The organism is Gordonia sp. VNK1, from assembly GCF_040049135.1.
Taxonomy (GTDB): Bacteria; Actinomycetota; Actinomycetes; order Mycobacteriales; family Mycobacteriaceae; genus Gordonia; species Gordonia oleivorans.
The window spans coordinates 74,553-99,158 of the sequence record NZ_JBDZDJ010000023.1 but is presented as its reverse complement, the minus strand read 5'-3'; the positions used below and the strand labels follow the sequence as shown (position 1 = coordinate 99,158).

Sequence of the window (24,606 nt, the reverse complement as noted above, 5' to 3'; positions counted from 1 at the left end):
CTGCACTACACTGGACATGCGCAACGCCGGAACTCCTCAGGTTTAGTCTTCGCAAACCAAACCTTAAGCAGGACAACGGCGTTGCGCCCTCACGCCACGCCGAACCCACCCACAACTACGTCATAAGAGCCGATCTTGCTGTGCAGTGTCACGTATCCGACGGTCGTGTCCCGGTTGAGGAACAGATGCAGATTGATGACCGCACGCTGCAACAGGTCGAGCATCGCCGCATCGCTGCCCGGGTCGACCAACTGCGAATCAGCAAGCAGGGTGAACAGTTTCGCCATCTGGTAGGCGCTCGCTCCCTGAGCGGTCGGACCGTCATTGCTGCACGGAATCCGTTGCGGCGGATAGCCGATGCCGAAGTCGCCGCACAACCACAGTCCCGTTTCGGTATCCGCGTCGAAGAAGTTCGCCTCCGATGCGGCTCCGGTGACGTACCCGAAGCCCAGGCGCTGAATGCACCTTCCGGCAGAGGCGTTGTCTCCGAGTGCGATCGCGCCGAACAGATCGTTCCAGAAGGTCTGGGAGAAGTTCACCGTGTTGGTGGCCGGATCGTAATCGAAGACCTGATCGTACTTGGGAAGCAGGTGCCGGTCGGCAAGGGCCGCCAGGCGCGGCAAGCGGTTCGTCCGGAGCACGTCGTCGAAGCCGTCGTGCAGCGCCTGGAAGGCCGCCGCCGGCACCGTCGCGGCGAGCAGATCGTTGCTCGCCTTCCGTAACTCGAAGGCCGCATACATCGCCACAACCTTCAGCATGCTGGCCGAATAGCACTCGATGAATTCGAGTCGGCCGGCGTAGCCGCGGGTGCCGTCCGGATGGAGGTCGACGATCGCGATCGGCGCCGCATTCGGTGGGTTGGGAGTGGTGGCCATCGCCGTGTCCAAGGCCTGTTGCAGCGCCGGGTCGTGGATCAGGGGATCGTTCTTCGCGTCGGGAAAGGGAAGCATCGGCAGTCCTTGTTGTGGTCCAGAAGGGGCGTGGTGTCTAGAAGGCGATGCCGACGGAGTCGGCCGCCCCGATCAACGCACCCTCGGTCACCATCTGGGTGGCGAACCCGGAGATGGCGCCGTCCGGCGGTGAACCGATCGTGACGATGCGGCTGTACTCGATCCCCTTCTGGGTGAGGATGCCCACCACCTCGTCGTTGTCGTTGACGATCAGCGAACCGCTGTCGCCGGGTTTGCAGAAAATGGGGGCACTGATGTCGCGCGCCCAGATCTCGAAACTGTTGGCCGGGGTACCGCGCCCCAACGGGGCCAGCCCGATCCCGCTGACCGTGCCCAGCGTCAGGTTCGTCGTCCGTCCACGCTTGCGGACCCGGTCGCCCACCTCGGCGCGGGCCATGCCGCCGACACTGCCGATGTCGGCGATCGTGGCGTCGAATCCGACGTTGTCGACCGCGAAGACGGCGATGTCGGTCGACGCCTGCCACCGGTAGAGCCGCCCGACGTGTCGGGTGCTGTCGGGCTGATAGATCGGATCACCCTGGAGGACTTGCTGATCGCTCTCGGCGATCACGTGGGCGCAGGTGACACCGACGACACCACCGAACAGCGTGTCGGAGGCGAACCCGCCGAGGGTGCCGGCGCCGTGCTGGATCAGCGCGCCACCGTGGGCCGCGCGAATGGTGATGCCGCCGAGCAGTGGGTCGTGTGGCGCCGTGTCGAGCAGGGGTGTCAGCGCACGCTCGACGACACTCACCGGGAATCCGGCACCGGCGATGAGGCCATCGAGCCCGGCCGGAATCCGCTCGATATCGGCAACCATGACGCGGATGACCAGATCATCGGTGAGTTCCCCGTCGTCGGTACGCAAGCCGACGTCGACCGCGAGAAGTCCGGGAAGGAAAGGCAGCGCACCGCGGAGGACGGTGGCGAGCGCGTCCTTGGCGTCGAGCATGTCCTGACCGACATCCATGGGCGTCTCCTTCGTGTGTCTGTGGTGGCACCCTGACCTCGGAGCGGGTCCTCGGCGGCTCTTGGGAATCGAGTGTGTCGGAGCCGGCGCGGAACCGAACGAGTAGTGGACTACCCGACCGGCGTCGCCCTCTGCGTGCGGGGCCACCGTTGCATCTGCTGAGACGAATGGGTAGTTTCGTCTCATGACTACCGTTGATCCCATCGCGCCCGCGGACACGCACGCACCGCGCCGATTCCGGTCCGCGGAGCGTCGCGGGCGTCGGATCGGCCGCCTGCTGAAGACCTACATGAACCTGCGCGAACCGACCGCCGCCGAACTCGAGACCATCGGGCGGCGGATGATGATGCGCGACGAACCCGCGGCGGCTCTGGTCCGCGCCATGCGGGCACCACGGGAATCACCCGAGCGGGTCAGCATGGCGCAGTTCCGCGACGCCCTCGACGACGGCGTGCCCACCGACGCGCCGCCCGCGCTCCGCGAGTTCTTCGCCACCGTCGAGGCCACCCCGGACTGGGTCGACCGCGAGCTCTGCGAGAAGGGCGCCGGAGTCTACCGACGCCTGGGGCAGAACGCGAATGATGTTCTGCTGCAACTGTCCTTGATCGGTGGTTACCGCTTCGGCGGGCCGCCGGATCTCCTTGTCGCGACCGGCGGCCTCACCGGGTCCACCGCGATGCGCCGCCTCGGCGAAACCCAGACCTGGGGAATCGCTGTCGGGCAGCGCGGCAGCATGCAACGTTCCGGCGAGGGCTGGAAACTCACCGTCCACGTGCGACTGATGCACGCCCTGGTCAACGACTCCTTCGAACACAATGGTCGTTGGGACATCGAGGAATTCGGCCTTCCGATCAATCAGGCCGACCTCGCCGCCACACTCAGCCTGTTCAGCGGAACGCTGCTGATGGGCGTGCGCGCACTCGGTGTCCCGGTCAGCGATGAGGACTCCCGCGCGTTGATGCACCTGTGGAAGTACGTCGGCTGGCTGATCGGTGTCGACGAGGACTGGCTCTTCGATGAGGAAGTGGCGCAACACCAATTCAGCTACGCCATCCTGCTTGCGCAGGGAGAGGTCACCGACGCCGGAGCCGAACTGACCACCGCCCTGGTGAACGCACAGAAGGACCTACACTACAAGAGGTTTCCCGCGGCGTCGGGAACCTATGCGCGACTGCGACTTCTGAGCATGCTGCAGGGCTTTCTCGGTGTCCGAGGGATGCGCGACCTGGGGCAGCCGCTGACGCTGCCGTGGGCTTTCGGGACCGCATGGGCACGAAACACGCTGAACTACCGGATCATTGGCCGGACCCCCATGGGTGAGCGGTACCTGGAGTTCCTGGGGGAGCGGTCGAGCCGCCGAGCCCGCTACCGCCACTTCGGTGACGACGCGGCGGAGGTCGGCACACTCGACCATCGGTAGCCGCAGGCGCCGGCAGCACTCTTGTTGGGGTACAACGACATTCACAGGAAAGCGCTGTAAGACAACAGGATTCGGTGATCTCGCAGTGATCTCCGGATCATCCACTGGGTGTGCTCGGGCGACGTGAGGGCGACGTCAGTGACATCCGCAAGGGACGAAAGTCCGCAGGTCAGAGGACCTTCTGACGAAGTGTGGCGCACCGATGTCCGGGTGGTCTGCTCGGGCTGCGACGCGTGGCCGTCCAGCGTATTCTGCACTACGTGAGCAAGTTGAGTCCGGCCATTTCTGCATTGAAGGCGGCGCATTGGCAGCATTGCCTGGCGCCGCATCTCCTCGACGGGGAGGTGATCGTCGCGTTTGTCTCGGCGCATCGTCTCAAGCCCACTGTCGAGGGTGTGGCCGTGACCAACGCTCGGGTCCTCGGTTTCCACACGGCCGCTCCATCGCGACGAGACGTGATCACGATGGCGGTTGCCGCCGACGAGATCGTCGACGTGGAATTGGTGTCCGCCCATATGATTCCGACACTGACGATCCGTACCGCGGACAAGGCGCAGTGCTTCGGCGAGTTCCATCGTGAGGAAATGGACTTCCTCACCTACTTCCTCGATACCCTGCGGCATGACGGCGCCGACGAGGCCGTGCGCCCGGCGCTCGACCAATGGCGATCCGAAGCCCGCCAGTCCGCCGACACCAGCTCCCGCCGACGCGAACGGCGTCGCGTACCCGTCTACGGCGAGCCCATGACGTCCGCGCAGTGGGCCGCGATCGAGCGGTCCACCGGTTCCGACGAATACCCGTGGATGATCCTCAACTGCGGACGCCACGGCCAGTTGGCCGCATTTACCGACCGGGTCGTCATCCGAAAGGCCGGCCGCACCACCGATCTACCCGTCGGGGAGCATCTGGAGGTCATCCCGTTCGCCGACATCGTGGACGTCACCTACCGCTGCGGTGCCCTGTCCGGGGTGCTGGAGGTCGTCACCAAGGAGTGCCCGGCGACCTACGCCGAAGGATTCTGGCCGTCGGCGGTGTCCGATCACACCGAGGCGTTGCCCAACGTGCTCCGCGTGCCCAAGGCGTATTACCAAGGCGCACAGGACGGTATCGAGAAGCTTCGGCAGCATGTCCGTGCCGGTGAGGGTGCAGGAAGCCGGACGGCCTCGGCCCGCTGAGTGACTCAGGTCGCGTCGACTCCGAGGACGCCGGGTAGGACGGGGATCTCGAGGAGATCGCAGCCCAACTGGAGTCCTGGAGTCATCACGAAGCGTGATCGTTCCGTCGACTTGGTAGCCCGAAGCCGGGGACGGGGCCGTCTGCGCCGCGCGACAATCAGACGATGAGCAGCGTCGCGACCGATCCCGTCGAATCGATCAAGCGGCTCAAGTACCGCTACTGGCGGGCCTGCGACGCCAAGGACCCGGACACGTTCCGCTCCTGCTTCATCCGGCACGGTGCGCGGATCGACTACGGCCCGCTCGGGAATTATGACGATGCCGACGACCTCGTCGAGGTGTTCCGGTCGATCGCGCTGCTGCGCGTCGACGGCACCTACGCCGTCTACGACATGCATCACGGCATGCACCCGGAGATCACCGTGACCGGTGACACCACCGCCGTCGGCCGATGGTCCTTACGATTTCGGCAGGTCAGCCTCCTCGACGACACCGAGTTGCTGATGACCGGCGACTACGACGACGACTACGTCATCGAGGACGGGGAGTGGAAGATCGCGGCGTGCCGGTTCACCGACCGATGGTCGATGCGGCGGCCGCTACCTCCCGATACGGTCATCACGCCCGGGACGTTCGTCGCCGACGCCGCCAGCTGACGGGGTGGCCCGCCACACCCGCATCGGTCAGGGTCGGGCACTCAACGCGGTGAACAATCCACCGATCGTCCGGTCCGCCAGCGGAAACTCCTCGCCGTCGAGAAGGACCCGCAGCACCCGATCACTGTCGGCGAATGGCGGCACCTCCAGGTACTCCACCGAGAGGAAGTCGCTGGGTTTGTCATACGTCGCGACCTTCTCCGGTCCGTTGTTCTGGCTGTAATGGATCTCCAGCATCTGGGTTCCCTGCTCTCCGACTCGGCCACCTGCGTCGAGTCCACCGCGTGCGACGACGTGGGTCAAGCCGAATCTCCGTGGTCACGCCCGACGTGGTCCGAGTGCCCAAGGCGTAGTACCTCGCGCGGGTCGCGCCAGGCTGCCGTGAGAGTTCTCGGGTCGCGCGGGCCGTCGACGACCTTCACGAGCCGAGACGACTCGCCCGAGCCGGGAGGGACCGCGCGAACGCCGGCGAGCCTCACGACGGACCGGCGCGACGACAAGTGCGACGATGGAGGGCGATGAACACCCCACTGCCACCCGTACCCGACGACGTCCGCCTGGTGGTCTCCGACATGGACGGGACCCTGCTCGACGGCGCCAAACAGATCCCGGAGTCGCTGTGGCCGCTGCTCGACGAACTGGGCCGCCGCGGCATCGTGTTCAGTCCGGCCAGCGGCCGGCAGGCGGCCACACTGCTGCATCAGCTCGGTCACGCAGTGCCGGGGCTGGTGGTCATCGCCGAAAACGGATCGGTGGTGGCCCGGGACGGAGAGAAGCTTCGCGTGGCACCCCTCGACGGCGACGTCGCCAAGGCGGTGCTGGCCCGGGCCCGCGAGCTGTCCGCGTCGGGCGTCGACCTCGGCGTCGTGCTGTGCGGGCCCGACGGTTCCTTCGTCGAACGCTCCGACGAGAAGTTCCTCGAACAGGTCGAGCCGTACTACTTCGCCAACCAGATCGTCGACGATCTCGCCGCGGTGGATGCCGAACTCGTCAAGGTCGCCGTCTACGCCTTCAACGGCATCGAGTCGGTGACCGCGCCGGCCATCATGGCGGTCGGCGGGGCCAAGGAGGTCGTCGTGTCCGGGCACCACTGGCTCGACGTGATGGCACCCGGCGTCGACAAGGCCGTCGCCGTCCGCGCGATCCAGGACCGCCTCGACATCACCCCGGCACAGACCATGATCTTCGGCGATTACCTCAACGACCTCGCGATGCTCGGCACCGCCGACTGGTCCTACGCCATGGCCAACGCACACCCCGACATCCTCGCGGCGGCGCGATTCGTGGCGCCGTCGAATGAGGAGAACGGGGTGGTGCGCACGGTGCGGTCGGCGCTGGGGTTGTCGGATATCGGGTGAGCTCGATCCCCGGCCGGGCTCACGCCGTGAACTCCGGTCGCCGACGGACCTGCGTCCGGTAGATGACCCCGCCGAACAGTGCCGACTGGATGATCTCGTCGGCGAGGTAGCCGTCGATGTCGAGGGGCTCGGTGATGGTGCCGTCGGCGAGGCTGCTCGCCAGCACCGACGACACAGTGTCGATGGTGAGGAGATACCGCTCGCCGCCGAGGTCGGTGATGGCCAGGGTCCGTTCACCGGGTGGCCACGCCGTGATGTACGACTTTCCCGATAGCGAAGGGCTGCAACGCATCACCCGCGAGATCTACGAGCGCGGCGATGTCGTCGCCTCGGTGTGCCACGGCTACTGCGGTTTGCTCAACACGCAACTCTCCGATGGCAGCTACCTCATCGCAGGCAAACACATGACCGGATTCGCTTGGCAGGAAGAGGCTTTCGCCCGCGTCGACAAACTCGTCCCGTACAACGCCGAAGAACGGGCGAAAGTCCGTGGCGCCCTGTACGAGAAGGCGAAGCTGCCGTTCGTCTCCTACACCGTCGTCGACGGAAACCTGGTCACCGGCCAGAATCCCGGCTCGGCGAAGGAGACGGCGAAGAAGGTGGCCGCGCTCCTCACCCGGTAGTCGTCACCGTGAGCGGCAGGCTGCGCAGGCGCCGGACGAGCAGACTCCGTCGACTGGTCAGGACGAGTGACGCGGCGCCCCGATCAGGTCGCCTCGCTCGGGGCGTCCTCGGCGGCCGGCCTCCGCATCTCCTGGATGGCCGCGATCGACTTGGTCACCACCGCGAGCACCGGCGGGCCCAGGACCATGCCGAGCAGGCCGGCCGCGGTTCCGCCGATCATCGTCGCCAGCAGCACCGCCACCGGATGCAGGTGCAGCGACGACCCGAGTGCCCATGAGCTGACGGCACTTTGGATGGTGCCGTTGGAGACGATGAAGGTGATCCCCATGATCAGCGCGGCCGTCGGTCCGCCGGTGCCGAAGGCGATGAGCACGACGAAGGCGCCGGTGAGCCACGCCCCCAGGTAGGGGATGAACGACATGAAGAAGTACAGGACGAAGATCGGGATGGCGAGCGGGATTCCCAGTATCAGCAGCGGAATCATGAAGATCGGGGCGGTGAGGATGGCGGTGATCGCGGTGCCGCGGAAGTACCCCCGGATCGACTGTCGTGACAGTGCCGCGATCTGCTCCACCTCGGCCGGGTCGAGGTCGGCGCGATGGGCCAGCCACGTCGAGAACCGTTGGCCGTCGCGGAGGACGAAGAACAGGAAGAAGAGCGCGAAAAAGGTGCCCATGATCAGGGAGATCACGCCGTAGAAGGTGCTGGTGACCGCACCGAGCGCACCCTGACCCAGTTGTGCTGCATGGCTTTCGAAGGCTGCGCGGGCATGCTCGAGCAGTTGGGCGTCGATGTCGAGATCGCCCGCCCACTTCACGAAGGCGTTCCACCCGCCGATGAGCTGACGGTAGATCTCCGGCCATTGGTCGAGGAACCCGGACACGACGATCGCGATGGTGGCCGCGGCGACCGCCACCGCCACCAGCAGTGTCACCATCGTGGACGGCGTCGACGGGAGACCCCACCGTTCGAGTCGTTCCTTCAACGGTTCCAGGACGAGACCGATGATGATCGCGATCACCAGCGGGACGAGGATGCCACTGACCGCACCGATCGCCGTGGCCGCAACCACGATCAGTGCGACCACTCCCAGTAGTGACCAACTCGCGACGCCGGCACGACGCAACGTCGATGCTCTCGTCGGGCCCGACCGCTCTGCCACACCCATCACACTTCCTTCACGCGCGACGCTCGACCGGGTTGCGAGGGGACATCGTGCACGCAGTAGTTAATCACCCGCCGGTGATCTCGTGCATGCGGTGCTCGCGGCCGGCGCGCAGATACACCGACGCCCAGGTCCGAAACGGTTTCCACGCCTCCGACACGTCGGCAACCATGCGGTCGGGTCCGTAGAGTTCGTGCACCTCGGCCTCGAGCCGCCGCTCGTGCGTCGGCACCATGTCGGGAGCGTTGGCTCCGCGCAGCACGATCAACTCCGACGCGAACGGGCCGATGCCTCTGATCTCCTGTAGCGCCGACACCGCCTCCGCCGGCGGGATCGACCGCAGATGGCCGGTGTCGAGGAGTCCGTCCAGGGCCGCCTCGGCGACGGCGTGCAGATACTCGGCCTTACGGCCGGGGAGGTCGAGATCGAGGGTGGCCAGGGTGGACGGCGCGGGAAACGCGCCGTCGCCGCTGTACCGGGTGGTGATGTCGGCACGGAGCTTCGCGGCTTCGCGGCCTGCACGATGCGGATGCGCTGGGAGAGCACCGTCCACGCCGCGGCCTCGTAAGCGGAGTGAAAACCGCACGGCCGCAGTCCCGGAAGCGATGCCTGCGCCGCCCCGATCACCGGATCACGCGCCCCGACCTCCGGCCACCCGCGGGCGTCGACGTCGAGCGCGAGGAACCGTGCGGTCTGCGTCGCCGCGGCATCGAGGTCACCATCACCGTCGACGACGATGTGTGCGTCCTGATCGTCTTGCTCCACGGTGACGTGCGCCGCCGACCAGTCCGCGTCGACGCGGAACACCGTCGACAGCCGACCCGGTTCCTGGGCGCCGCGCAATGCCGACGGGGTGAATCCTTCCCAGAACTCCCGACTGACGTCGAGCGACCATGGACCGAGGACGAGGTGGGTGACGGTGTGGGTGGCCATCATGCTCCGATCGCGGGAATGTGGAGGCGACGCTACGCCGACCCTCCGACAGTCGCGGATTGTGATGAATCCGGACCGGACCGGATGCGCGATCCCGCACACTTGGGACACCACAGCCGGATCACACACCGAGGAGTCACGCCATGGGAACGCCTTACCCCGACGTCCGATGGGGATCGGAGACCAGTCCGCTGCGTGCGCCGCTGGTCGCGTTCGCGAAGACCAAGCCCGGCTCGTGGGTGATCCGCACGATGACCCCGCTCGACCGGGCCCTGATGAAACGCTCCCACGGCCGATTCACCACGCTCGGGCCGATCGCGGCACCGACCGCGCTGGTGACCACGATCGGACGCAAGTCGGGTGAGCGCCGGACCTCCCCGCTGCTCTACTACCGTGAGGATCCGCACATCTTCCTCATCGGCTCCAACTTCGGGCAGGAGCACCATCCCGCCTGGACCTGGAACCTGCTCGCCGATCCGCGTTGCTGGGTGACGATCGGCGACTCCGAAATCGCTTCGGAAGCAACCCTTCTCGACGGTGAGGAACGGGACCGGGTATTCGGCGAGATGGCGAATCTGATCGAGGTCTACGGCGAATACCGGCGGCGTACGGATCGCGAGATCCGTGTGTTCCGTCTGACGGCGGTGTGACGGCGCACGCTCACCCGGCGGTGCCCAGCGGGGTGCACCGAAACGCGTTGGTGTGCGCATCCCAGGCATAGGAGAAGCTGCTGTCGGCGGTGGTGTCCGACCCGCGTGGTTGCCACGCATTCGCGCTGAAGGTGAAGTAGTTCTCCGTTCGCCGGCCGCCGCCGGGAATCGGAATCCCTTCCTGGGTCGCCGCACTCAGACTGACGACCGCGATCTCGCCCGGCGTTCGGCACACGATCGAATCCTGCTTGCCGTGCGACGAACCGAGATACCAGATACCCGGGGTGGCCATACTCGTCGCACCCGGGATGGGCGGCTGGGGCAATGGCACCAATTCGGCTCCGTTCCAGCCGATCACAGAGAACTGTTCGGCATTGCCCTGCCCCCGGACCAGATGCAGGGCGAGATCGGCGCCGTGCGCGCGGCTGATCGCGAATGCGCCGCGGAAGATGTCGAGCGGGGTCGTGTAGGCGCTGCCCGACACATTCTGGGTGACCGAGTGGACCGTTCCGTTGATCCCGACCCGGGTGGTGATGTGCGATGTGCCGAAGGCGATCCCAGGTGCAGGCGCATCGGAGGAGTACGCGATCGCCACCGGATCCGGTGTGCCGTCACCGTCAACGTCGACGATGCGTACCACCTGGCAGGTCCCCGATGCCCCGGCACATGGATCGACCGTCGCCGTCGGGCTTGCGGTAGCGCCACTGCCGCCCACCGTTGACACCGCCGCGTTCTCCGGAACCGCGGTTCCCGTCTCGGCGCTGCATCCGGCGCCGGCGAGGACGGCCGTCACCGCGGCCACGAGCAACGCCCACCGGCGGTGGGCGTACGTGCGAGAACGCATGGACATGAGGGCCTTTCATTCGACAGGCGATGATCGTAACGGCAACCCGCACGCGACGATCCGCGGACGGCCCCTCGGGGTGAACTTTCATCTCTTCGGGGTACAGGGACCACGGGGTGCGGGGGATCCTCCGACGTACACCACCGTCACATCAGCGCCCACACGAACCGCAGCACGATGGCGCCGACACCGAAAACAACTGTGCCGATCAGCCATTGGCGGGCCCGTCGGTCCCTGTCGACCCGGTCACCGTGCACATCGTCACCCGCGCCTGCCAGGTACACGTAAGCGGCGGCGAGGGCGCACACCGCGGCCACCACGCCGCAGCCGAGGACCAGGACGAACATCACGAGGCCGGTGTCCACAGGTCCTCGATCGGGATGTCGCGTCCGAGGATGGTGCACGCCGCCCGGTGGCCCGACATCAGCGCCGCGGTGACGGTGGCCGGATCGTCGGTCCAGGTGGCCTCACCGGCGAGGTGCAGCACCCCACCGACCGGCGTGGCGAGGACGTCGTGATCGGCGGTCGTCGAACCCACGGTCATGTACGCATACGAGCCGCGCGCGAAAGGGTCGTCCTGCCAACGGGTTACCTTCACCTGCGTGGGTGTGGAAACCGCGTCGCCGTAGATGTCCCGAAGTGCGTCGAGCACCGACTCGACGATCTGCGCGTCGTCCCACCCACGAATCGCTCGTGCGCAGTCGGCGGCGGCGAAGGTCAACACGGTGGGGGTGCCGTGCAGTGCGGTGAGGTCATACCAGGAATGCCACCACGCTCCCGCCGGGCCCTGACGCCGGATCGCGTACACGTCGTCGTCCCAGAACTTCTCCGGGAACCTCAGGAAGATCTTCTCGAAGGCGTTCATCTCGAGGCGGCCGAGTGCGCCGGCAACCGGTTCGGGCAGCGGTGGCTCGATCACGATGGTGCCGGATCTGAGCACGCCCACCGGAACGGTGACGACCGCGACCGCCGCGTCGACGACGTCCCGATCGGTGTGGACGACAACACCGTCGGCATCCCTCTGGACGCGAGTGACGATGTGTCCCAGACGAATATCGAGACCGACCGCCAGGGAGTCGGCAAGGACGCCGTAGCCCTCGGGAAAGACCACCTCGTCACCGAGGGTCTCGTCGTCGTCGAGTCCATGGGCATCGAGATCGTGTGCATCGACGCCGTACTGCTCTTCGGTACGGTGGTGCAGGAATTCCCGGACCCGCTCGATTCGTCCCGCCGACCAGCCCACCGCGCCGAGGGGCTCTTCCATGGCCGCCGCATACGATGTGCCCGAGCCGATGTCGGCGATGTATCGCGACAGGTGTGCATCGCAGCCTCGGATGTCGGCGGCGAAGGCCGCCACGGCGGCGGCGTCGAGGCGTCGGCCGTCGGGATCGTAGTAGGCGATCGGCCGGGAATCGGGTTGATAACTGCCGACGGTGAATTCGACCGATCGCATCCCGAACCCGCGGACCGCGTCGAACAGTGGGGCGTCGTCGATGCCGTGAATCCACGAGGCGCCGAGATCGGTGACCGTCCCGTCGGAGCGATCGGTGTGGACACGACCACCGATCCGGTCACGCGCCTCGAGCACCACCACCGATCGACCGTGGCGAGACAGCAGCCGGGCCACGGTCAGGCCCGCGATTCCCGCCCCGACGACCACCGCGTCGGGACGAGACATCTGGTGCGTCACCTCAGGCCTCCTGACCTCGATGAGGCCAACCTACGCGCGATCAGCTCAGATCGTAAACGGTGTAATTGCCGACTCGGACTCCGTGATAGGTGCTGGTCACCCATTCGCTGATGGCGGTGCCGACACCGGAACGGCGCCCGCCCATCGGACCACCCGGGGTTGCTCCGCCAGCAGAGGTGCCGGTCCCTGCGACCAGGTAGTAGCCGATCTGCTTGTCGGCGACGTAGTGCTGGAACTGTGCGAGCGTCGGCGTCGGATCGCTGCCACTGAATCCGCCGATGGCCATGACCGGCACCTTGGCGGCGAGCTCGATGCCGGAGGCTGCATTCGCGCTGGTGACCGCGGCGGCCCAGCGGGCGCCCGAGCCCTGCAGCATGGCGGTCAGCTGCGCGGGTGTTGCCTGGTTCTCGAATCCGCCCATACGCGTCCCCGACTGACCGCCCGCGGCCGATCCGGTCCGTCCACCGGAACCACCGCCCCAGCCGCCGGTATGTGTCGACGACGAGGTGGGCAGCACCGACGGCCCACCGCCGGTGTGGGCGACGGTGTCGCCGTTGATCGCGTACGCCGCGGGTGCCGAGATCAGTGCGGCCAGACCGACTCCGGCGGCGATCACCGCGATCCGGCGACGTGACCACGCCGGAATCATCAGTGCGATGGCCGACGCGATCGCGGCGACGAGGACCAGCCACCGCAGCCACGGTTGCCAACTCGGCGCGTGGTCGAGGATCACGAATCCCCAGATCCCGCCGGCGAGCACCATCGCCGCGAGCCCGTACCGCCCGATGCCGGCGCGCACCGCATCGGTGTCTTCGCGTGCCCGCCACAGCCGCACGGCGCCCACGCCGATGAGTCCGGCGATGGGAGGTGCGATCGCGAGACTGTAGTACGGGTGGGTGGTGCCGTTCATGAACGACAGCACCAGACCGTCGACGATGAGCCAGATACCGAAGAGCAGGGTGGTGGCGCGGACGAGGTCGGTCCGGGGGCGGCGGCCGCGGAGCACGAGCAGCAGCACGAAGGCGATCAGTGCCGATGGGAGCAGGAATGAGATCTCCGCACCGAACTCCCCGGTGAACAGTCGGGTGATGCCCGGCGACGAGCCGAACATGCCACCCCCACCGCCGAAGCGACCGCCATCACCACCGGCGCCGGTCGCGCCGTGCTGTGTCAACGCGTCCATCCCCCCGGTACCCATTCCCCCGGCCCGCATGCCACCGTGCTGTCCGCCCTCGCGGCCCTCGATCCGGGCCAGCCCGTTGTATCCGAGGACGAGATTCATGAACGAATTGTCGGTGGAGACGGCCAGATACGGACGTGAGGATGCCGGCCACAGAATGGTCAGCAGCACAAACCATCCCGCCGACACCACCATCGCGCCGGCGGCCGCGAGCAGGTGGCCGAATCTTCGCCCCCACGTGGTGGGTGCGGCGACGAGGTAGACCAGACCCAGCGCCGGGAGGATCATCAGACCTTCGAGCATCTTGGCCAGGAACGCGAATCCCAATGCCACCCCGGCCAATATCAGCGACTTCATCGACGCTCGGGGCAGTGCACGCACCGTGCAGTAGGCGGCCGCCGTCATCAGCAGCACCATCGCCGCATCAGGATTGTTGTAGCGGAACATCATTGCCGCGACCGGGGTGAGTGCCAGTGCGGTACCGGCGATCAGCCCGGCCGTGCGTCCGCTGACCCGGGTGGCCATGGCATAGACCAGGAACACCGACGCGACGCCATCAGTGCCTGCGGGATCAGCATGCTCGCCGACGAGAAACCGAAGATCTGCCCCGAGACCCCCATCACCCATTGGGACAGTGGTGGTTTGTCGACGGTGATGAAGTTCGACGGATCGACCGACCCGAACAGCAGCGCCTCCCAGTTCCGCGAACCCGCCCACGCCGCCCCGGCGTAGAAGGTGTTCGCGTTGCCGTTGGCGGTGATGTTCGCCAGATACAGGACGGCAGCGCCCACCAGTAGCACGGCGAGCAGGATGCGGTCGCGGACCGTCGGTTTCGTCGACGCGGCTTCCGGGTTTCCGGCTGGCGGGGACGCGGTGTCGGGACTCACGGGCTGGGCGTGGAGAAAACTCACGGGATCGATCGTGCGGACGATTCCTCGATGGTCGGTGTCGATCGGCTGGCAACTTCCTGCCAATCCGCTCCGAGGTGCGGGATTGGCCGGAAGTGTCTGGTATGCGGTGCCTTTGGTCCGGTCGCCTCACATCCGCGCGTACCGCGCCATCACGAGACAGTAGATCCCGTAGGCGGCGAGTCCGAGCGCGGCGACCACGAGCAGCACCTGCCCCGCGGGCCACCCGGCGACGGTCTTCACCGCCCCGTCGATGCCGGTGGCCTTGGACGGATCCACGGTCGCGACCGCGACGATGACGAGTAGTCCGGCACCGGCCAGCACCAGTCCCTTTGCGGTGTAACCGACGATCCCGGTGACCTTCACCGCGTCGTTCTCGTCGATCTTGAGATCGTCGAAGAAGGATCGCGTCACACCCTTGTAGACGTGGTAGGCGCCCACCGCGATGATCACGAGCCCGACGACGACGAGCAGGACCTTGCCCGGCGCCGATCCCATCAATCGTGCGCTCAGACCGGCATTCTGACGGCCGCTGGATTGCCCATGGCCAAGGGCGAACTGCGCCGCCGACCACGCGAACGCCAGATACACCACGGCGAGTGCGCCCGCCTTCGCGCGGTCGAGCCAGCCGTCGTCATCGTCGGGCGCCGGATCGGCCGGATGCGGGCCGAGGATCACCTCCGCGACGCGCCACAATGCCATCGCGACAAAGGCGACGACCGCGATCCACAGGGCGGTGCGGCCACCGGGCGTGGAGGCGAACAGGCCGAGCGCCCCGGACTGATCGGCATTGCCCGGATCGCCGAAGGCGAGGCGCGCGACGATGTAGGCGATCAGCAGGTGCAGCAAACCGCTGACGACGTGCCCCGCGCGGGCGAGCCGCTCGAACCACTCGCTGTCGGTGGCCCCGCGGACGGCGTCGGCGGGTGTGTGATCGGTCATCGGGCATCCTCGCCTGGTGGTGGACGGTCATTGACCAGGATGGACCGCCGGGCGCGTCGGGTCATGGGTTTCGCCGTCTTGGCAAGTCACCGCGTCGCCGTCCCGTGCACTGCCGCGGTGCATCGCCACAGGGTATGGTGACCGGCGTACTGACTGGGTCGGGGACACTGCAGATGACCGCGGGGAGGCGGATCTGCGGTGACGAACTCGGTGGGGTGATCATGGATCGTCGATCGTTTCTGAGGATGTCGGCCGGTGGCGCGGTGGCCGCCGGCATGTCCGGAGCCCTTTGGGGCAGTGGGCTTCTGGCGGCCGGACGTGGTGCCGCGGCACCACCTCGCCGCGGTGTGTACGAACGTCTCGTCCCGGAGATCTTCCGGCCGGTCCCGGCGCCACCGCAGCATTCCGAGGCCATCGTCATCGGCTCCGGATTCGGCGGTGCGGTCAGCGCACTTCGCTTGGCGGAGGCCGGAATCGCCACCACCGTCCTCGAACGGGGCTCGCGATGGCCGCATGATCCGTGGCGCGAGATCTTCGGATTCGACGGACGGATGCTGTGGCATGCGCAGCAGTCCCTGGCCGACGGTGCACCCGATTCGACGCTCACGGTGCCCGCATACGCCGAGACCCTCGGCGCGATGGCCGCGGTCGACGACTTCGGCGGCATCTTCGAGATCAGCTGGCATCACAACTCGGCAATCCTGTGCGGTGCGGCCGTCGGCGGCGGGTCGGTGGTCTACATCGGCATCACCGCACAATCCGAACGCACACCGTTCGACGAGGTCTTCGGCGGCACCGTCGACTACGACGAGATGGCGCGCGTCTGGTACCCGAAAGCCCTTGCCGGACTGGGGGCTACGACCGTACCGGCGGACGTGTATCGCGATCACACGTTCAGCAACGCCCGGGACTTCGCACGCGTCGCCCGATCGGCGGGCTACCAACCGCATGCCCTGCCGGGCAACTGGCGGTGGAATGTGGTGCGCGACGAGATCGCCGGGCGGGCCAAGCCGATGGCCACCAGCAGTGCCCTGGCCAACTCCAACGGGTCGCTCAACTCACTGACGTTCAGCTACCTGCCACGCGCCGAGTCGACCGGCAAGGCCACCATCCATCCCCGGCATCAGGTCAACGCCATCCACATCGAACGATCCGGTCGCTACGTGCTCGACGTCGACTACGTCAGCCCCTACGGCGACATCCTTGCCCGCCGCGTCCTCACCACCGACCGTCTGGTCCTGGCCGCCGGCTGCCTCGGCACCAACCGGCTGCTGGTGGCCGCCCGGGACACCGGGACCCTGCCGAACCTCAACGAGCACATCGGCACCGGCTGGGGTAACAATGGCAACGGCAACATCGACATCGCGCTCGGCGGGACCCGCAAGGACACCCAGTCGGCGGTCGGCGCACAGGGATTCTTCGACACCGATGGTCCGTTCGCCCGCGCCGTCGTCAACAGCACCTTCTCGCTCGGCCCACTGGACTCAGCTGCGGCTGCACTGGACACCTCGGCCATCAAGGTCGGGATCACCTCCGTCGACCATTCCCGTGGCACCTTCCGCTATCACCGCGACACTCGGCGGGTGGTGCTCGACTGGCCTGCCGCGGGCAACGGCGACGTGGCGGCCAACTGCGTGCGGATCGGGCATCGGCTGGCCGACCATTCCGGGCTCCCGGTCAACGGTGTCGTCTACGAACCGGACCTGACGTGGGCCCACTGCCTTGGCGGCGCGACACTGGGCACCGCATGCGACGAGTACGGCCGCGTCAAGGGCTACCAGAACCTCTACGTCAACGACGGCGCGATGCTGCCGGGTTCGGCGGGTGCGTCCAATCCGTCGTTGACGATCACCGCGGTGGCCGAACGCAACATGGCCGAGATCATCACTCGGGGGGCGTGACGCCACCTGGTCCGCGCCATCTACCCACGCCATCTGGGTAGATTCACCCATTCCACAGACCCCCTGGATTGTCATCCTCATCGCATGACTTCTTCCGCTGATGTGTCCCGTACCGCCACCACCGCCGCCTTCTTCCTGCAGGCCGCCATCGCCTTCGGCGTCAGTCTCGCCACTGCCTGTGTCGGCATCTTCTACCTCCCGATCGACCCGTGGCAGCGGGGCTTCCTCGCCATCACGCTGCTGTTTCTGACCTCGAGCACATTCACCCTCGCCAAGGTGGTCCGCGACCGGCAGGAGCAGGAGTCCGTTCGCGTCCGGCTCGACGAGGCCCGCGTCGATCGCCTCATCGCCGAACACGACCCGTTCGGCAAGATCGCCTGACGCGAATCGTGGGTCGGTCCCCCCGGTGCGTGCGGCTACGCGTTACCCGGCAAGTGGACGCAATCAGGAGTACCGTCCGATTCGTCAATCAGTGGCGATCGGGGAAACGTGTGAATACGACTGCCGAGGAACCGCGGATCTCTCTCGTCGGTGCCGCGCAGACGTTGGCCGAGACACTTCTCGCCGATGACCCTCGGCGCCTCGATCATGTCGTCACGGCAGCGTCCCAGGCCGAGAAGCTGGCCATCACCGTCGACCCGGCCGACCGCGACATCCTCGTCGCGGCGGCCTGGCTCCACGACATCGGATATGTCCCGGCACTCCGCGACACCGGATTCCACCCGGTCGACGGGGCACGTTATCTGTGCGCGCACACGTGGCCGAAGCTGATCGCCGACTTGGTGGCCCATCACTCCGGCGCCCGATTCGTCGCCGACGAACGTGGACTGGGGTCCGTGCTCGCGGCTTTCGATTTCACCGAGGACGCGCTGTCGGATGCACTCACCATCGCCGATCAAACCGCCGGACCGTGCGGGCGGGTGATGCTCGTCGAGGACCGGATGATCGACATGCTCGCACGCCACGGGTCCGAGTCACCCAACGCGCGTGCGCACGATCGTCGGGCACCGTACTTCCGAGCTGCGCGGGATCGGGTCCGCCGACGACTCGTCGCAGCCGACCCGACGATTGTCCTGCCCGCCGCCGCAGCACGGATATGATCCGGGCGGTCGTGGTCTGCCACGTGCATCACCGCCCGGGGTCGTCCTCACCCAGCAGCGGTGGCGCCGACCGGTAGGTCGCCGGCGTCGCGCTGAGCCGAATCGGGTTGGCCACCTGCGTGATCGGCGCATCGCGCCGGTCGTCGTCGATGGTGATCACCGGTGCCAGACCGAGCCGTTCGGCGAGCGCGATGGCGTCGTCGATGTCGTTGAGCGGGCCGCACGGTACCCGTTCGGCGGTCAGCGCGGTGAACCAGTTGTCGGCGGTGTCGGCGGCGAGGGCGTCGTTGAGGATGCGGCCGAGTTCCTCACGGTGCGCCACACGTGCCGTGTTGGTCGAAAACCGTTCATCCACAGCGAGATCCGGCAGCCCGATGGCCTTGGCGAGGGAGGCGAACTGGCGGTCGTTGCCGACGGCGAGGACCAACGGGCGGTCCGATGCCGAAAACACCTCGTACGGTGCGATACTCGGATGGCGGTTGCCCATCGCGTGCGGCACCACACCGGCGGCCACATAGGCCGAGGACTGATTGACCAACGCCGACAACAACGACGACAGCAGATTCACCTCGACGCGCTGACCCTCGCCGGTGGCGTCGCGATGACGAAGGGCGGCAAGGATTCCCACCGTCGCATGCAACCCGGTGATCACGTCCACCATGGCCACACCCACCTTGGTGGGGGTGTCGGGATCGGGGCCGGTGATGCTCATCAGTCCGCCGACGGCCTGGATCAGCAGATCGTAGCCGGGTAGTTGATTGTTGCCACCGAAGCCGGTGACCGAGCAATACACGATGTCCGGGTTGATCTTTCGAGCGTCGTCGTAGCCGAGGCCGAGGCGGTCCATCGTGCCGGGCAGGAAGTTCTCGACGACGACGTCGGCCCGCGCCACCAGGTCTCGAGCCCGGGCCAGCCCGTCGGGATCGGTGAGGTCGACCGACAGGGACTGCTTGTTGCGGTTGACCGACAGGAAGTACGACGACTGATCGCCCACCCACGGCGGACCCCAACTGCGGGTGTCGTCACCGGAGCCGGGCCGTTCGATCTTGATGACCTCGGCACCGAGATCGGCCAGCAGCATGGTGGCGTACGGCCCGGCGAGCACGCGACCGAAGTCGGCGACGACGAGCCCGCCGAGAGCGCCACTCACCGGAACGCACCCTCACCGGTCAGGGCCTTGCCGATGGTCAGCTGGTGGACCTCGGAGGTGCCCTCGTAGGTGAGTACCGACTCCAGGTTGTTGGCGTGTCGGATCACCGGGTACTCGAGGGTGATCCCGTTGGCGCCCAAGATGGTTCGGCATTCGCGGGCGATCGCGATGGATTCCCGGACGTTGTTGAGCTTGCCGGTGCTGACCTGCTCGGGGGTGATCTCGCCGCGGTCCTTGAGGCGACCGAGGTGATAGGCCAGCAGGTGGCCCTTGCCGACCTCGAGAGCCATGTCGGCGAGCTTGGTCTGGGTGATCTGGTACCCCGCAAGGGGTTTGTCGAAGACCTCGCGGGATTGCGCGTACTCCACGGCCACCTCCACGCAGTCGCGCGCGGCGCCGATGGCGCCGAAGATGATGCCGAAGCGGGCCTCGCCGAGGGCGGTCAGCGGTCCGGACAATCCGCGGGCCTTGGGCAGCATCGCCGAGGCCGGCAGGCGGACGTCCTCGAGGATGAGTTCGGAGGTGACCGACGCGCGCAGCGACATCTTCTTGGTGATCTCCGGGGCGGAGAAGCCGGGGGTGGTGGTGGGGACGACGAAGCCGCGGATGCCGCGGGCGCCATCTTCGAGGTCGGTGTTGGCCCAGACGACGGCGACGTCGGCGATCGAACCGTTGGTGATCCACATCTTGGTGCCGTTGAGGACCCAGTCGTCACCGTCGCGCTTGGCGTTGGTGCGCATGCCGGCGGGGTTGGATCCGAAGTCGGGCTCGGTCAGACCGAAGCAGCCGATGGCGGTGCCGGCCGCCATCTGCGGCAGCCACTCGGTCTTCTGCTCCTCGCTGCCCCAGTGGTGGATGGAGAACATCGCCAGTGATCCCTGCACCGACACCAGGCTGCGGATGCCGGAGTCGACGGCCTCGAGTTCCAGGCAGGCCAGCCCGTAGGCGGTTGCGCTGGTGCCGGGGCAGCCGTAGCCCTCGAGGTGCATGCCCAACGCGCCGAGTGAGCCGAGTTCGACGGCGAGGTCGCGGGCGGGCAGGGTGGCGTCCTCGAACCAGTCGGCGATGTGCGGCCGCAGGCGCTCGTCGCCGAACTTCCGGACGGTGTCGCGGATCGCGATCTCCTCGTCGTCGAGCAGGGAGTCGAGGGCGAACAATTGGCTCAATGTTTGCGGCTTGGACATCTAAATCTCCTGGTAAGAACGATTGCACAATCGATTTCTGGTGGCTACTGTAGGCAGCATCACGGCGTGCCGTCAAGATGGAGGGTGGCAGGCGTTGGTCCGGGAGTCGGCGGATCAGGGAGGAAAGGTGCGGCGATGTCGAGCACCCCGCGGGTGGCGACCCTCAAGGAGGTCGCCGAACGCGCCGGAGTTCACGTGTCGACCGCGTCGCGCGTGTTGCGGCAGAGTGAGCCGGCCGGTGGCTGGTCGGAATCGGCGCGACGGATTCGGGAGATCGCCGACGAACTCGGCTATCAGCCCAACCGCTGGGCGGCGAGCCTGCGGACGCGCAAGACGACGACGATCGGGGCGGTGATGACGCGGTTGACCGACGGCGTCGTCGCCACCACCTATCAGGGCATCGAGGAGGCCGCCACGCGCGCGGGGTATTCGGTGCTGTTGTCGTCGCCGCCCGACGATCTCGACGCCGAGCGCCGGGCGATCGAAATGCTCGCCGGACGTCAGGTCGACGGCCTGCTGCTGGGTGGCCTGCACATCCCCGGAAAGCCGTTCATCGAGTCACTCCCGGTTCGCGATCTGCCGATGGTGACGGTCACCCGGCACGCCGACGCCGGACTGCCGTTCGTCGGCGCCGACGACCGCAACGGCGGGATCCTCGCCGCGCGGCACCTGCTCGATCGCGGCTACACCGACCTCGCGGTGATCACCGGTCCGGCGCATGCGAGTACCGGCCGGGACCGGACGGCCGGGTTCGTCTCCGCGCTGGAGTCCGCGGGCGTCGTGTTGGCTCCCGAGCGGATCGTCGAGTCGAGTTTCGGCGTCGACGGGGGCGTCGCGGCCGGCCGGGCACTGCTCGACGCGCCGCGCCCACCGCGCGCGATCTTCGCGGTCTCCGACACGGTCGCGATCGGCGTGATGGGCGCCGCCCGCGACCTCGGCATCCGCATCCCCGACGACGTCGCGTTGATCGGGTTCAACGACATCCCCACCGTCGCACAACTGCCGGTCCCGCTGAGCACGATCCGCTCGCCCGCCCACCGGATCGGTGAGACCGCGGTGCGGCGACTCCTCGACCTCGTCGAGGGCCGGGAACCCGAAACCATCCGGCTGCCCGTCGAACTCGTGATGCGTGCCACCACCTGATCCCTGGACCCACTGACAGCGCTCGCCTCAACGTTGACAGCGCTCTTGCCATCACTGACAGCGCTCTTGCCATCACTGACAGCGCTCGCCTCAACGTTGACAGCGCTCGCCTCAACGTTGACAGGGACCTCGCCGTTCAGTGGATCCGCGGCCGTCGCAAGGTCCAACCGCGCGGGGGCTCGGTGTCGATGTCGAGAACGCGCAGTGATCCCAGGATCAACGACTTCAGACCCCAGTCGAATTCGCGATCGGCGTCGCCGGTGTCGTGGTCTGCGGCGCCGTCGCGGGTGGCGTAGAAGGTGTCGGCCAGTGCGACACAGTGAAATGCGATGGTCGACAACAGCCACTGCGCGGTGGCGCGGGGCAGCCGGTAGGTGGCGGCAACCTCGCGGTGGTGCTCGGCGATCTTGTCGACCATCGAGGGTGTCGTGTCATCGCGCCGGGTGAGGAAGCCGGTGATCCCCGGATGCTGTTGCGCCAGTAGATACATCGAGTGGCCGAAGCCGAACAGATAGGTCGGCAGCGAGTCATCTGCGGACGGCGCCGGAAGAGCCCAGGACAGGAAGATGTGCTCGGCGATCAGCCGTTTGAGTTCGTCGACGCCGGAGACGTGTTTGTAGAGGGCGGGCTGTGTGACGCCGAGTTCCTTGGCGACGCGGGCAAAGGTGATCGCGGGGAGGGTGATCTCGGTGCCCACGGCGACGATCCTCTCGGCGCTGATCGTTGGTGGCCGGCCGACGCTTCCCATGGTTTGTATAGTACCCCTATACTAAATAAGTAGAGGGTCCATAAACTAACCAAGCAGAGGTGGGATCGATGACTGCCGACAAGCCCGATGACGTGCTCGAGAACGACGACCACGCCGGCGAGTTGACGACGCTGACCGCGACGGTCGTCGCGCGTGAGTGTCCCGACCCGCATCTGATGCGGCTGACCATCGACATCGGTGATGCCGCAACGGATCCGACCTGGGAGCAACCCAACGTGGCCGTCCGGGTCAATCTGGGACCGCGGTTCGACGACGCGTCGCGCGTCTACACTGTCCGTGACGCCGACCGATCCCGGTCGCTGATCACCCTCGACGTGGTCCGGCATCGATCCAGCAGTCCGATGATGCGGTGGTCGGCGGCAGTGCGGGCGGGCGATCAGGTGACAATCGTCGGGCCACGACCTCACTTCGTGGTACCCGAGGGCCGCGCCGACGCGGTCCTGTTCGCCGATGACTCGGCGATCCCGGCGCTGTATGAGATCCTCCGCCAGTGGCCGTCGCATCGCCGAGCCGACGCATTCGTCCTCAGCCACAGCGACTTTGCGTTTGACGAACTGCCCCGTTCGGCACAGATCGCCGTGCACCGGGTGACCGTCGCCGATGGAGGGCTCGAAGCCGCGGCACGGACAATCGAGCATCCCGCCGAGGTCGTGGTGTGGGCCGCCGGCGAACGCGAGGATATGCGCACGATTCGCCGGTACTTCCGCAACTCGGTCGGACTCGGCAAAGACGACGTCGCGGTGTTCGGCTACTGGAAGAAGGGCGTGAGCAACACCGACATCGACCGCGTGCGCCTGGCCGCCTATCAGCAACTCCTGGCCCGCGGTGAGGGTCTCGCACAACTCGACGATCTCGCACTCGACATCTGAACCCGGTGTTTCGCAGGCGTGACGACGCCGACCAGGCGCCACAATGAGGCATGCTCCATCTCGAGATCTCGGTGCCGACGGCACAGACCGCCGGTGTGCTCGACCTCGTCGTCGACGATGAGACGGTCAGTTCGGTGGCGGTCATGCGGGGTGCGTCGGTGAAGCCGCAGGGCGACGTCATCACCCTCGACGTCGCGCGCGAAGCCGCCGACGACCTGATCATGACCCTGCGGAGCATGGGCGTCGCCGATGACGGGTGCGTCCGCGCCGAAGAGGTGGAGACCTTCCTGTCCCGGCACGCCCTGGAGGCCGAACGCGCGGCGCCCGGCTTCGGCTCGGATGCCGTCGTGTGGGCGCAGGTCGGTCGCCGCGCCTACGCAGACTCCGAACTCAACTTCACCTACCTCGGGTTCATGGTGCTCGCCACCATGCTGGCGGCCATCGCCATCGTGCTGGATTCACAGATCCTGACGATCGGGGCGATGGTCCTCGGACCCGAGTTCGGGGTGATCTCGGCGCTCGGGGTGGCGTTGGTACTCCGGCGATGGAATCTGCTCGGCATGTCCGCACGCACCCTGGTGGTCGGTTTCGCGGTCGCGATGGCCGTGACATACGCCCTGTCCTGGGTGATGCGCGGGATCGGATGGGTCGACCTCGACGATCTGCAGCACCACCCGGAGACCGATTTCATCTACTCACCGGACCGGTGGTCGTTCGTCGTGGCGGTCCTCGCCGCGGTGGCCGGCATCCTCTCGATCACCTCGGCGCGCCTCGGCGGCCTGGCCGGGGTGTTCATTTCGGTCACCACGATTCCGGCCGCCGGGAACATCGCCCTGGCGGCGGCCTTCGCCGAATGGCATGAGGTACGAGGTTCGGCATTGCAATTGTTGGTGAACATCGTCGGAATGACCGTGGCCGGCTGGTTCACCCTGTGGACACAACGAATGCTCTGGGCGCCGGTGGCGCGCCGTCGTGCGGCACATGTCCGCGGTGCGGTGGTTCCGCCGCCGACCACCTGAGGAACG

At 67.1% G+C, this 24,606-nt stretch carries 26 protein-coding genes and 1 pseudogene; 12 read left to right on the top strand and 15 right to left on the bottom strand.

Going from position 1 to position 24,606, the window contains the following annotated elements; genetic code table 11:
- Positions 1–89 precede the first annotated feature (89 nt).
- Positions 90–950 carry a serine hydrolase gene (locus ABLE94_RS22105; protein ID WP_348809879.1) on the bottom strand — a complete coding sequence of 287 codons (861 nt, stop codon included), beginning with the start codon at positions 948–950 and terminating at the stop codon, positions 90–92.
- 37 nt (positions 951–987) lie between these two features.
- The gene (locus ABLE94_RS22100; protein ID WP_348809878.1) at positions 988–1,920 is read right to left on the bottom strand and encodes a S1 family peptidase; all 933 of its coding nucleotides are present in this window, start codon (positions 1,918–1,920) and stop codon (positions 988–990) included.
- A gap of 184 nt (positions 1,921–2,104) precedes the next feature.
- On the opposite strand from ABLE94_RS22100, the gene ABLE94_RS22095 reads away from it, so the two are divergent.
- The 3 genes from ABLE94_RS22095 to ABLE94_RS22085 all read left to right on the top strand — a co-directional run bounded on the left by ABLE94_RS22095 (position 2,105) and on the right by ABLE94_RS22085 (position 5,171).
- On the top strand, positions 2,105–3,340 hold the full coding sequence (locus ABLE94_RS22095; RefSeq protein WP_348809877.1) for an oxygenase MpaB family protein: 1,236 nt from the start codon (positions 2,105–2,107) through the stop codon (positions 3,338–3,340).
- 260 nt (positions 3,341–3,600) lie between these two features.
- Entirely contained in the window at positions 3,601–4,515 is a 915-nt protein-coding gene (locus tag ABLE94_RS22090) for a hypothetical protein (RefSeq protein WP_348809876.1), read from the top strand.
- Positions 4,516–4,679: 164 nt separating this feature from the next.
- The gene (locus ABLE94_RS22085; RefSeq protein WP_348809875.1) at positions 4,680–5,171 is read left to right on the top strand and encodes a nuclear transport factor 2 family protein; all 492 of its coding nucleotides are present in this window, start codon (positions 4,680–4,682) and stop codon (positions 5,169–5,171) included.
- A 27-nt stretch (positions 5,172–5,198) separates the two neighbouring features.
- Here the strand turns inward: ABLE94_RS22085 and ABLE94_RS22080 are convergent, their stop codons facing one another.
- Positions 5,199–5,474: a hypothetical protein gene (locus ABLE94_RS22080; protein ID WP_348809874.1), complete on the bottom strand. Its 276-nt coding sequence runs from the start codon at positions 5,472–5,474 to the stop codon at positions 5,199–5,201.
- 215 nt (positions 5,475–5,689) lie between these two features.
- On the opposite strand from ABLE94_RS22080, the gene ABLE94_RS22075 reads away from it, so the two are divergent.
- On the top strand, positions 5,690–6,529 hold the full coding sequence (locus ABLE94_RS22075; protein WP_348809873.1) for a Cof-type HAD-IIB family hydrolase: 840 nt from the start codon (positions 5,690–5,692) through the stop codon (positions 6,527–6,529).
- A gap of 19 nt (positions 6,530–6,548) precedes the next feature.
- Here the strand turns inward: ABLE94_RS22075 and ABLE94_RS22070 are convergent, their stop codons facing one another.
- Entirely contained in the window at positions 6,549–6,695 is a 147-nt protein-coding gene (locus ABLE94_RS22070) for a hypothetical protein (protein WP_348809872.1), read from the bottom strand.
- 73 nt (positions 6,696–6,768) lie between these two features.
- Here ABLE94_RS22070 and ABLE94_RS22065 point away from each other — a divergent pair.
- Positions 6,769–7,152: pseudogene (locus ABLE94_RS22065) on the top strand (type 1 glutamine amidotransferase domain-containing protein); the annotation flags it as partial.
- Between the two features lie 83 nt (positions 7,153–7,235).
- Here the strand turns inward: ABLE94_RS22065 and ABLE94_RS22060 are convergent.
- A complete protein-coding gene (locus ABLE94_RS22060) occupies positions 7,236–8,321 on the bottom strand; it encodes an AI-2E family transporter (protein ID WP_348809871.1) in 1,086 nt (361 codons plus the stop codon).
- Between the two features lie 64 nt (positions 8,322–8,385).
- Positions 8,386–8,871 (bottom strand): DNA glycosylase family protein, encoded by a 486-nt coding sequence (locus ABLE94_RS22055; RefSeq protein ID WP_348809870.1) that lies wholly within the window; start codon positions 8,869–8,871, stop codon positions 8,386–8,388.
- Positions 8,872–9,394: 523 nt separating this feature from the next.
- Here ABLE94_RS22055 and ABLE94_RS22050 point away from each other — a divergent pair.
- The gene (locus ABLE94_RS22050) at positions 9,395–9,901 is read left to right on the top strand and encodes a nitroreductase family deazaflavin-dependent oxidoreductase (RefSeq protein WP_348806060.1); all 507 of its coding nucleotides are present in this window, start codon (positions 9,395–9,397) and stop codon (positions 9,899–9,901) included.
- 10 nt (positions 9,902–9,911) lie between these two features.
- Here the strand turns inward: ABLE94_RS22050 and ABLE94_RS22045 are convergent, their stop codons facing one another.
- From ABLE94_RS22045 to ABLE94_RS22020, 6 genes are all read right to left on the bottom strand, one after another.
- Positions 9,912–10,745 carry a hypothetical protein gene (locus ABLE94_RS22045; protein ID WP_348809869.1) on the bottom strand — a complete coding sequence of 278 codons (834 nt, stop codon included), beginning with the start codon at positions 10,743–10,745 and terminating at the stop codon, positions 9,912–9,914.
- 146 nt (positions 10,746–10,891) lie between these two features.
- Positions 10,892–11,110: a hypothetical protein gene (locus ABLE94_RS22040; RefSeq protein WP_348809868.1), complete on the bottom strand. Its 219-nt coding sequence runs from the start codon at positions 11,108–11,110 to the stop codon at positions 10,892–10,894.
- On the bottom strand, positions 11,092–12,423 hold the full coding sequence (locus ABLE94_RS22035; RefSeq protein WP_348809867.1) for a flavin monoamine oxidase family protein: 1,332 nt from the start codon (positions 12,421–12,423) through the stop codon (positions 11,092–11,094). Before ABLE94_RS22035 ends, ABLE94_RS22040 begins: the two co-directional genes overlap by 19 nt.
- 52 nt (positions 12,424–12,475) lie before the next feature.
- Entirely contained in the window at positions 12,476–14,158 is a 1,683-nt protein-coding gene (locus tag ABLE94_RS22030) for an ArnT family glycosyltransferase (RefSeq protein ID WP_348809866.1), read from the bottom strand.
- Positions 14,104–14,526 (bottom strand): glycosyltransferase family protein, encoded by a 423-nt coding sequence (locus ABLE94_RS26545; protein ID WP_348809865.1) that lies wholly within the window; start codon positions 14,524–14,526, stop codon positions 14,104–14,106. Before ABLE94_RS26545 ends, ABLE94_RS22030 begins: the two co-directional genes overlap by 55 nt.
- A 126-nt stretch (positions 14,527–14,652) precedes the next feature.
- Complete coding sequence (locus ABLE94_RS22020) at positions 14,653–15,465, bottom strand: DUF1206 domain-containing protein (RefSeq protein WP_348809864.1); 813 nt, start codon at positions 15,463–15,465, stop codon at positions 14,653–14,655.
- Positions 15,466–15,638: 173 nt separating this feature from the next.
- Between ABLE94_RS22020 and ABLE94_RS22015 the strand changes: the two genes are divergently transcribed.
- The 3 genes from ABLE94_RS22015 to ABLE94_RS22005 all read left to right on the top strand — a co-directional run bounded on the left by ABLE94_RS22015 (position 15,639) and on the right by ABLE94_RS22005 (position 18,466).
- The gene (locus ABLE94_RS22015; protein ID WP_348809863.1) at positions 15,639–17,366 is read left to right on the top strand and encodes a GMC oxidoreductase; all 1,728 of its coding nucleotides are present in this window, start codon (positions 15,639–15,641) and stop codon (positions 17,364–17,366) included.
- Between the two features lie 84 nt (positions 17,367–17,450).
- Positions 17,451–17,747 carry a YiaA/YiaB family inner membrane protein gene (locus ABLE94_RS22010; RefSeq protein ID WP_348809862.1) on the top strand — a complete coding sequence of 99 codons (297 nt, stop codon included), beginning with the start codon at positions 17,451–17,453 and terminating at the stop codon, positions 17,745–17,747.
- Positions 17,748–17,857: 110 nt separating this feature from the next.
- The gene (locus ABLE94_RS22005) at positions 17,858–18,466 is read left to right on the top strand and encodes an HD domain-containing protein (protein ID WP_348809861.1); all 609 of its coding nucleotides are present in this window, start codon (positions 17,858–17,860) and stop codon (positions 18,464–18,466) included.
- A gap of 28 nt (positions 18,467–18,494) precedes the next feature.
- Here the strand turns inward: ABLE94_RS22005 and ABLE94_RS22000 are convergent, their stop codons facing one another.
- Positions 18,495–19,616: a CaiB/BaiF CoA transferase family protein gene (locus ABLE94_RS22000; RefSeq protein WP_348809860.1), complete on the bottom strand. Its 1,122-nt coding sequence runs from the start codon at positions 19,614–19,616 to the stop codon at positions 18,495–18,497.
- Positions 19,613–20,800, bottom strand: coding sequence for an acyl-CoA dehydrogenase family protein (locus ABLE94_RS21995; RefSeq protein WP_348806049.1), 1,188 nt, complete (start codon positions 20,798–20,800; stop codon positions 19,613–19,615). The genes ABLE94_RS22000 and ABLE94_RS21995 overlap by 4 nt, the downstream gene beginning before the upstream one ends.
- A gap of 135 nt (positions 20,801–20,935) precedes the next feature.
- Here ABLE94_RS21995 and ABLE94_RS21990 point away from each other — a divergent pair, with 135 nt between their 5' ends.
- The gene (locus ABLE94_RS21990; RefSeq protein WP_348809859.1) at positions 20,936–21,943 is read left to right on the top strand and encodes a LacI family DNA-binding transcriptional regulator; all 1,008 of its coding nucleotides are present in this window, start codon (positions 20,936–20,938) and stop codon (positions 21,941–21,943) included.
- Between the two features lie 136 nt (positions 21,944–22,079).
- Here the strand turns inward: ABLE94_RS21990 and ABLE94_RS21985 are convergent, their stop codons facing one another.
- Entirely contained in the window at positions 22,080–22,691 is a 612-nt protein-coding gene (locus tag ABLE94_RS21985) for a TetR/AcrR family transcriptional regulator (protein ID WP_348806047.1), read from the bottom strand.
- Between the two features lie 68 nt (positions 22,692–22,759).
- Here ABLE94_RS21985 and ABLE94_RS21980 point away from each other — a divergent pair, with 68 nt between their 5' ends.
- Both ABLE94_RS21980 and ABLE94_RS21975 read left to right on the top strand, forming a co-directional pair.
- Positions 22,760–23,581, top strand: coding sequence for a siderophore-interacting protein (locus ABLE94_RS21980; RefSeq protein WP_348806046.1), 822 nt, complete (start codon positions 22,760–22,762; stop codon positions 23,579–23,581).
- Between the two features lie 50 nt (positions 23,582–23,631).
- Positions 23,632–24,600 carry a DUF389 domain-containing protein gene (locus ABLE94_RS21975; RefSeq protein WP_348806045.1) on the top strand — a complete coding sequence of 323 codons (969 nt, stop codon included), beginning with the start codon at positions 23,632–23,634 and terminating at the stop codon, positions 24,598–24,600.
- Positions 24,601–24,606 lie beyond the last annotated feature (6 nt).

Bases quoted from the DNA above. Each gene is read 5' to 3' on its own strand.
- ABLE94_RS22105 (WP_348809879.1), bottom strand. From the start codon at position 950: ATGCTTCCCTTTCCCGACGCGAAGAACGATCCCCTGATCCACGACCCG.
- ABLE94_RS22100 (WP_348809878.1), bottom strand. From the start codon at position 1,920: ATGGATGTCGGTCAGGACATGCTCGACGCCAAGGACGCGCTCGCCACC.
- ABLE94_RS22095 (WP_348809877.1), top strand. From the start codon at position 2,105: ATGACTACCGTTGATCCCATCGCGCCCGCGGACACGCACGCACCGCGC.
- ABLE94_RS22085 (WP_348809875.1), top strand. From the start codon at position 4,680: ATGAGCAGCGTCGCGACCGATCCCGTCGAATCGATCAAGCGGCTCAAG.
- ABLE94_RS22075 (WP_348809873.1), top strand. From the start codon at position 5,690: ATGAACACCCCACTGCCACCCGTACCCGACGACGTCCGCCTGGTGGTC.
- ABLE94_RS22060 (WP_348809871.1), bottom strand. From the start codon at position 8,321: ATGGGTGTGGCAGAGCGGTCGGGCCCGACGAGAGCATCGACGTTGCGT.
- ABLE94_RS22050 (WP_348806060.1), top strand. From the start codon at position 9,395: ATGGGAACGCCTTACCCCGACGTCCGATGGGGATCGGAGACCAGTCCG.
- ABLE94_RS22045 (WP_348809869.1), bottom strand. From the start codon at position 10,745: ATGCGTTCTCGCACGTACGCCCACCGCCGGTGGGCGTTGCTCGTGGCC.
- ABLE94_RS22035 (WP_348809867.1), bottom strand. From the start codon at position 12,423: ATGTCTCGTCCCGACGCGGTGGTCGTCGGGGCGGGAATCGCGGGCCTG.
- ABLE94_RS22020 (WP_348809864.1), bottom strand. From the start codon at position 15,465: ATGACCGATCACACACCCGCCGACGCCGTCCGCGGGGCCACCGACAGC.
- ABLE94_RS22015 (WP_348809863.1), top strand. From the start codon at position 15,639: ATGACCGCGGGGAGGCGGATCTGCGGTGACGAACTCGGTGGGGTGATC.
- ABLE94_RS22010 (WP_348809862.1), top strand. From the start codon at position 17,451: ATGACTTCTTCCGCTGATGTGTCCCGTACCGCCACCACCGCCGCCTTC.
- ABLE94_RS21995 (WP_348806049.1), bottom strand. From the start codon at position 20,800: ATGTCCAAGCCGCAAACATTGAGCCAATTGTTCGCCCTCGACTCCCTG.
- ABLE94_RS21990 (WP_348809859.1), top strand. From the start codon at position 20,936: ATGTCGAGCACCCCGCGGGTGGCGACCCTCAAGGAGGTCGCCGAACGC.
- ABLE94_RS21985 (WP_348806047.1), bottom strand. From the start codon at position 22,691: ATGGGAAGCGTCGGCCGGCCACCAACGATCAGCGCCGAGAGGATCGTC.
- ABLE94_RS21980 (WP_348806046.1), top strand. From the start codon at position 22,760: ATGACTGCCGACAAGCCCGATGACGTGCTCGAGAACGACGACCACGCC.
- ABLE94_RS21975 (WP_348806045.1), top strand. From the start codon at position 23,632: ATGCTCCATCTCGAGATCTCGGTGCCGACGGCACAGACCGCCGGTGTG.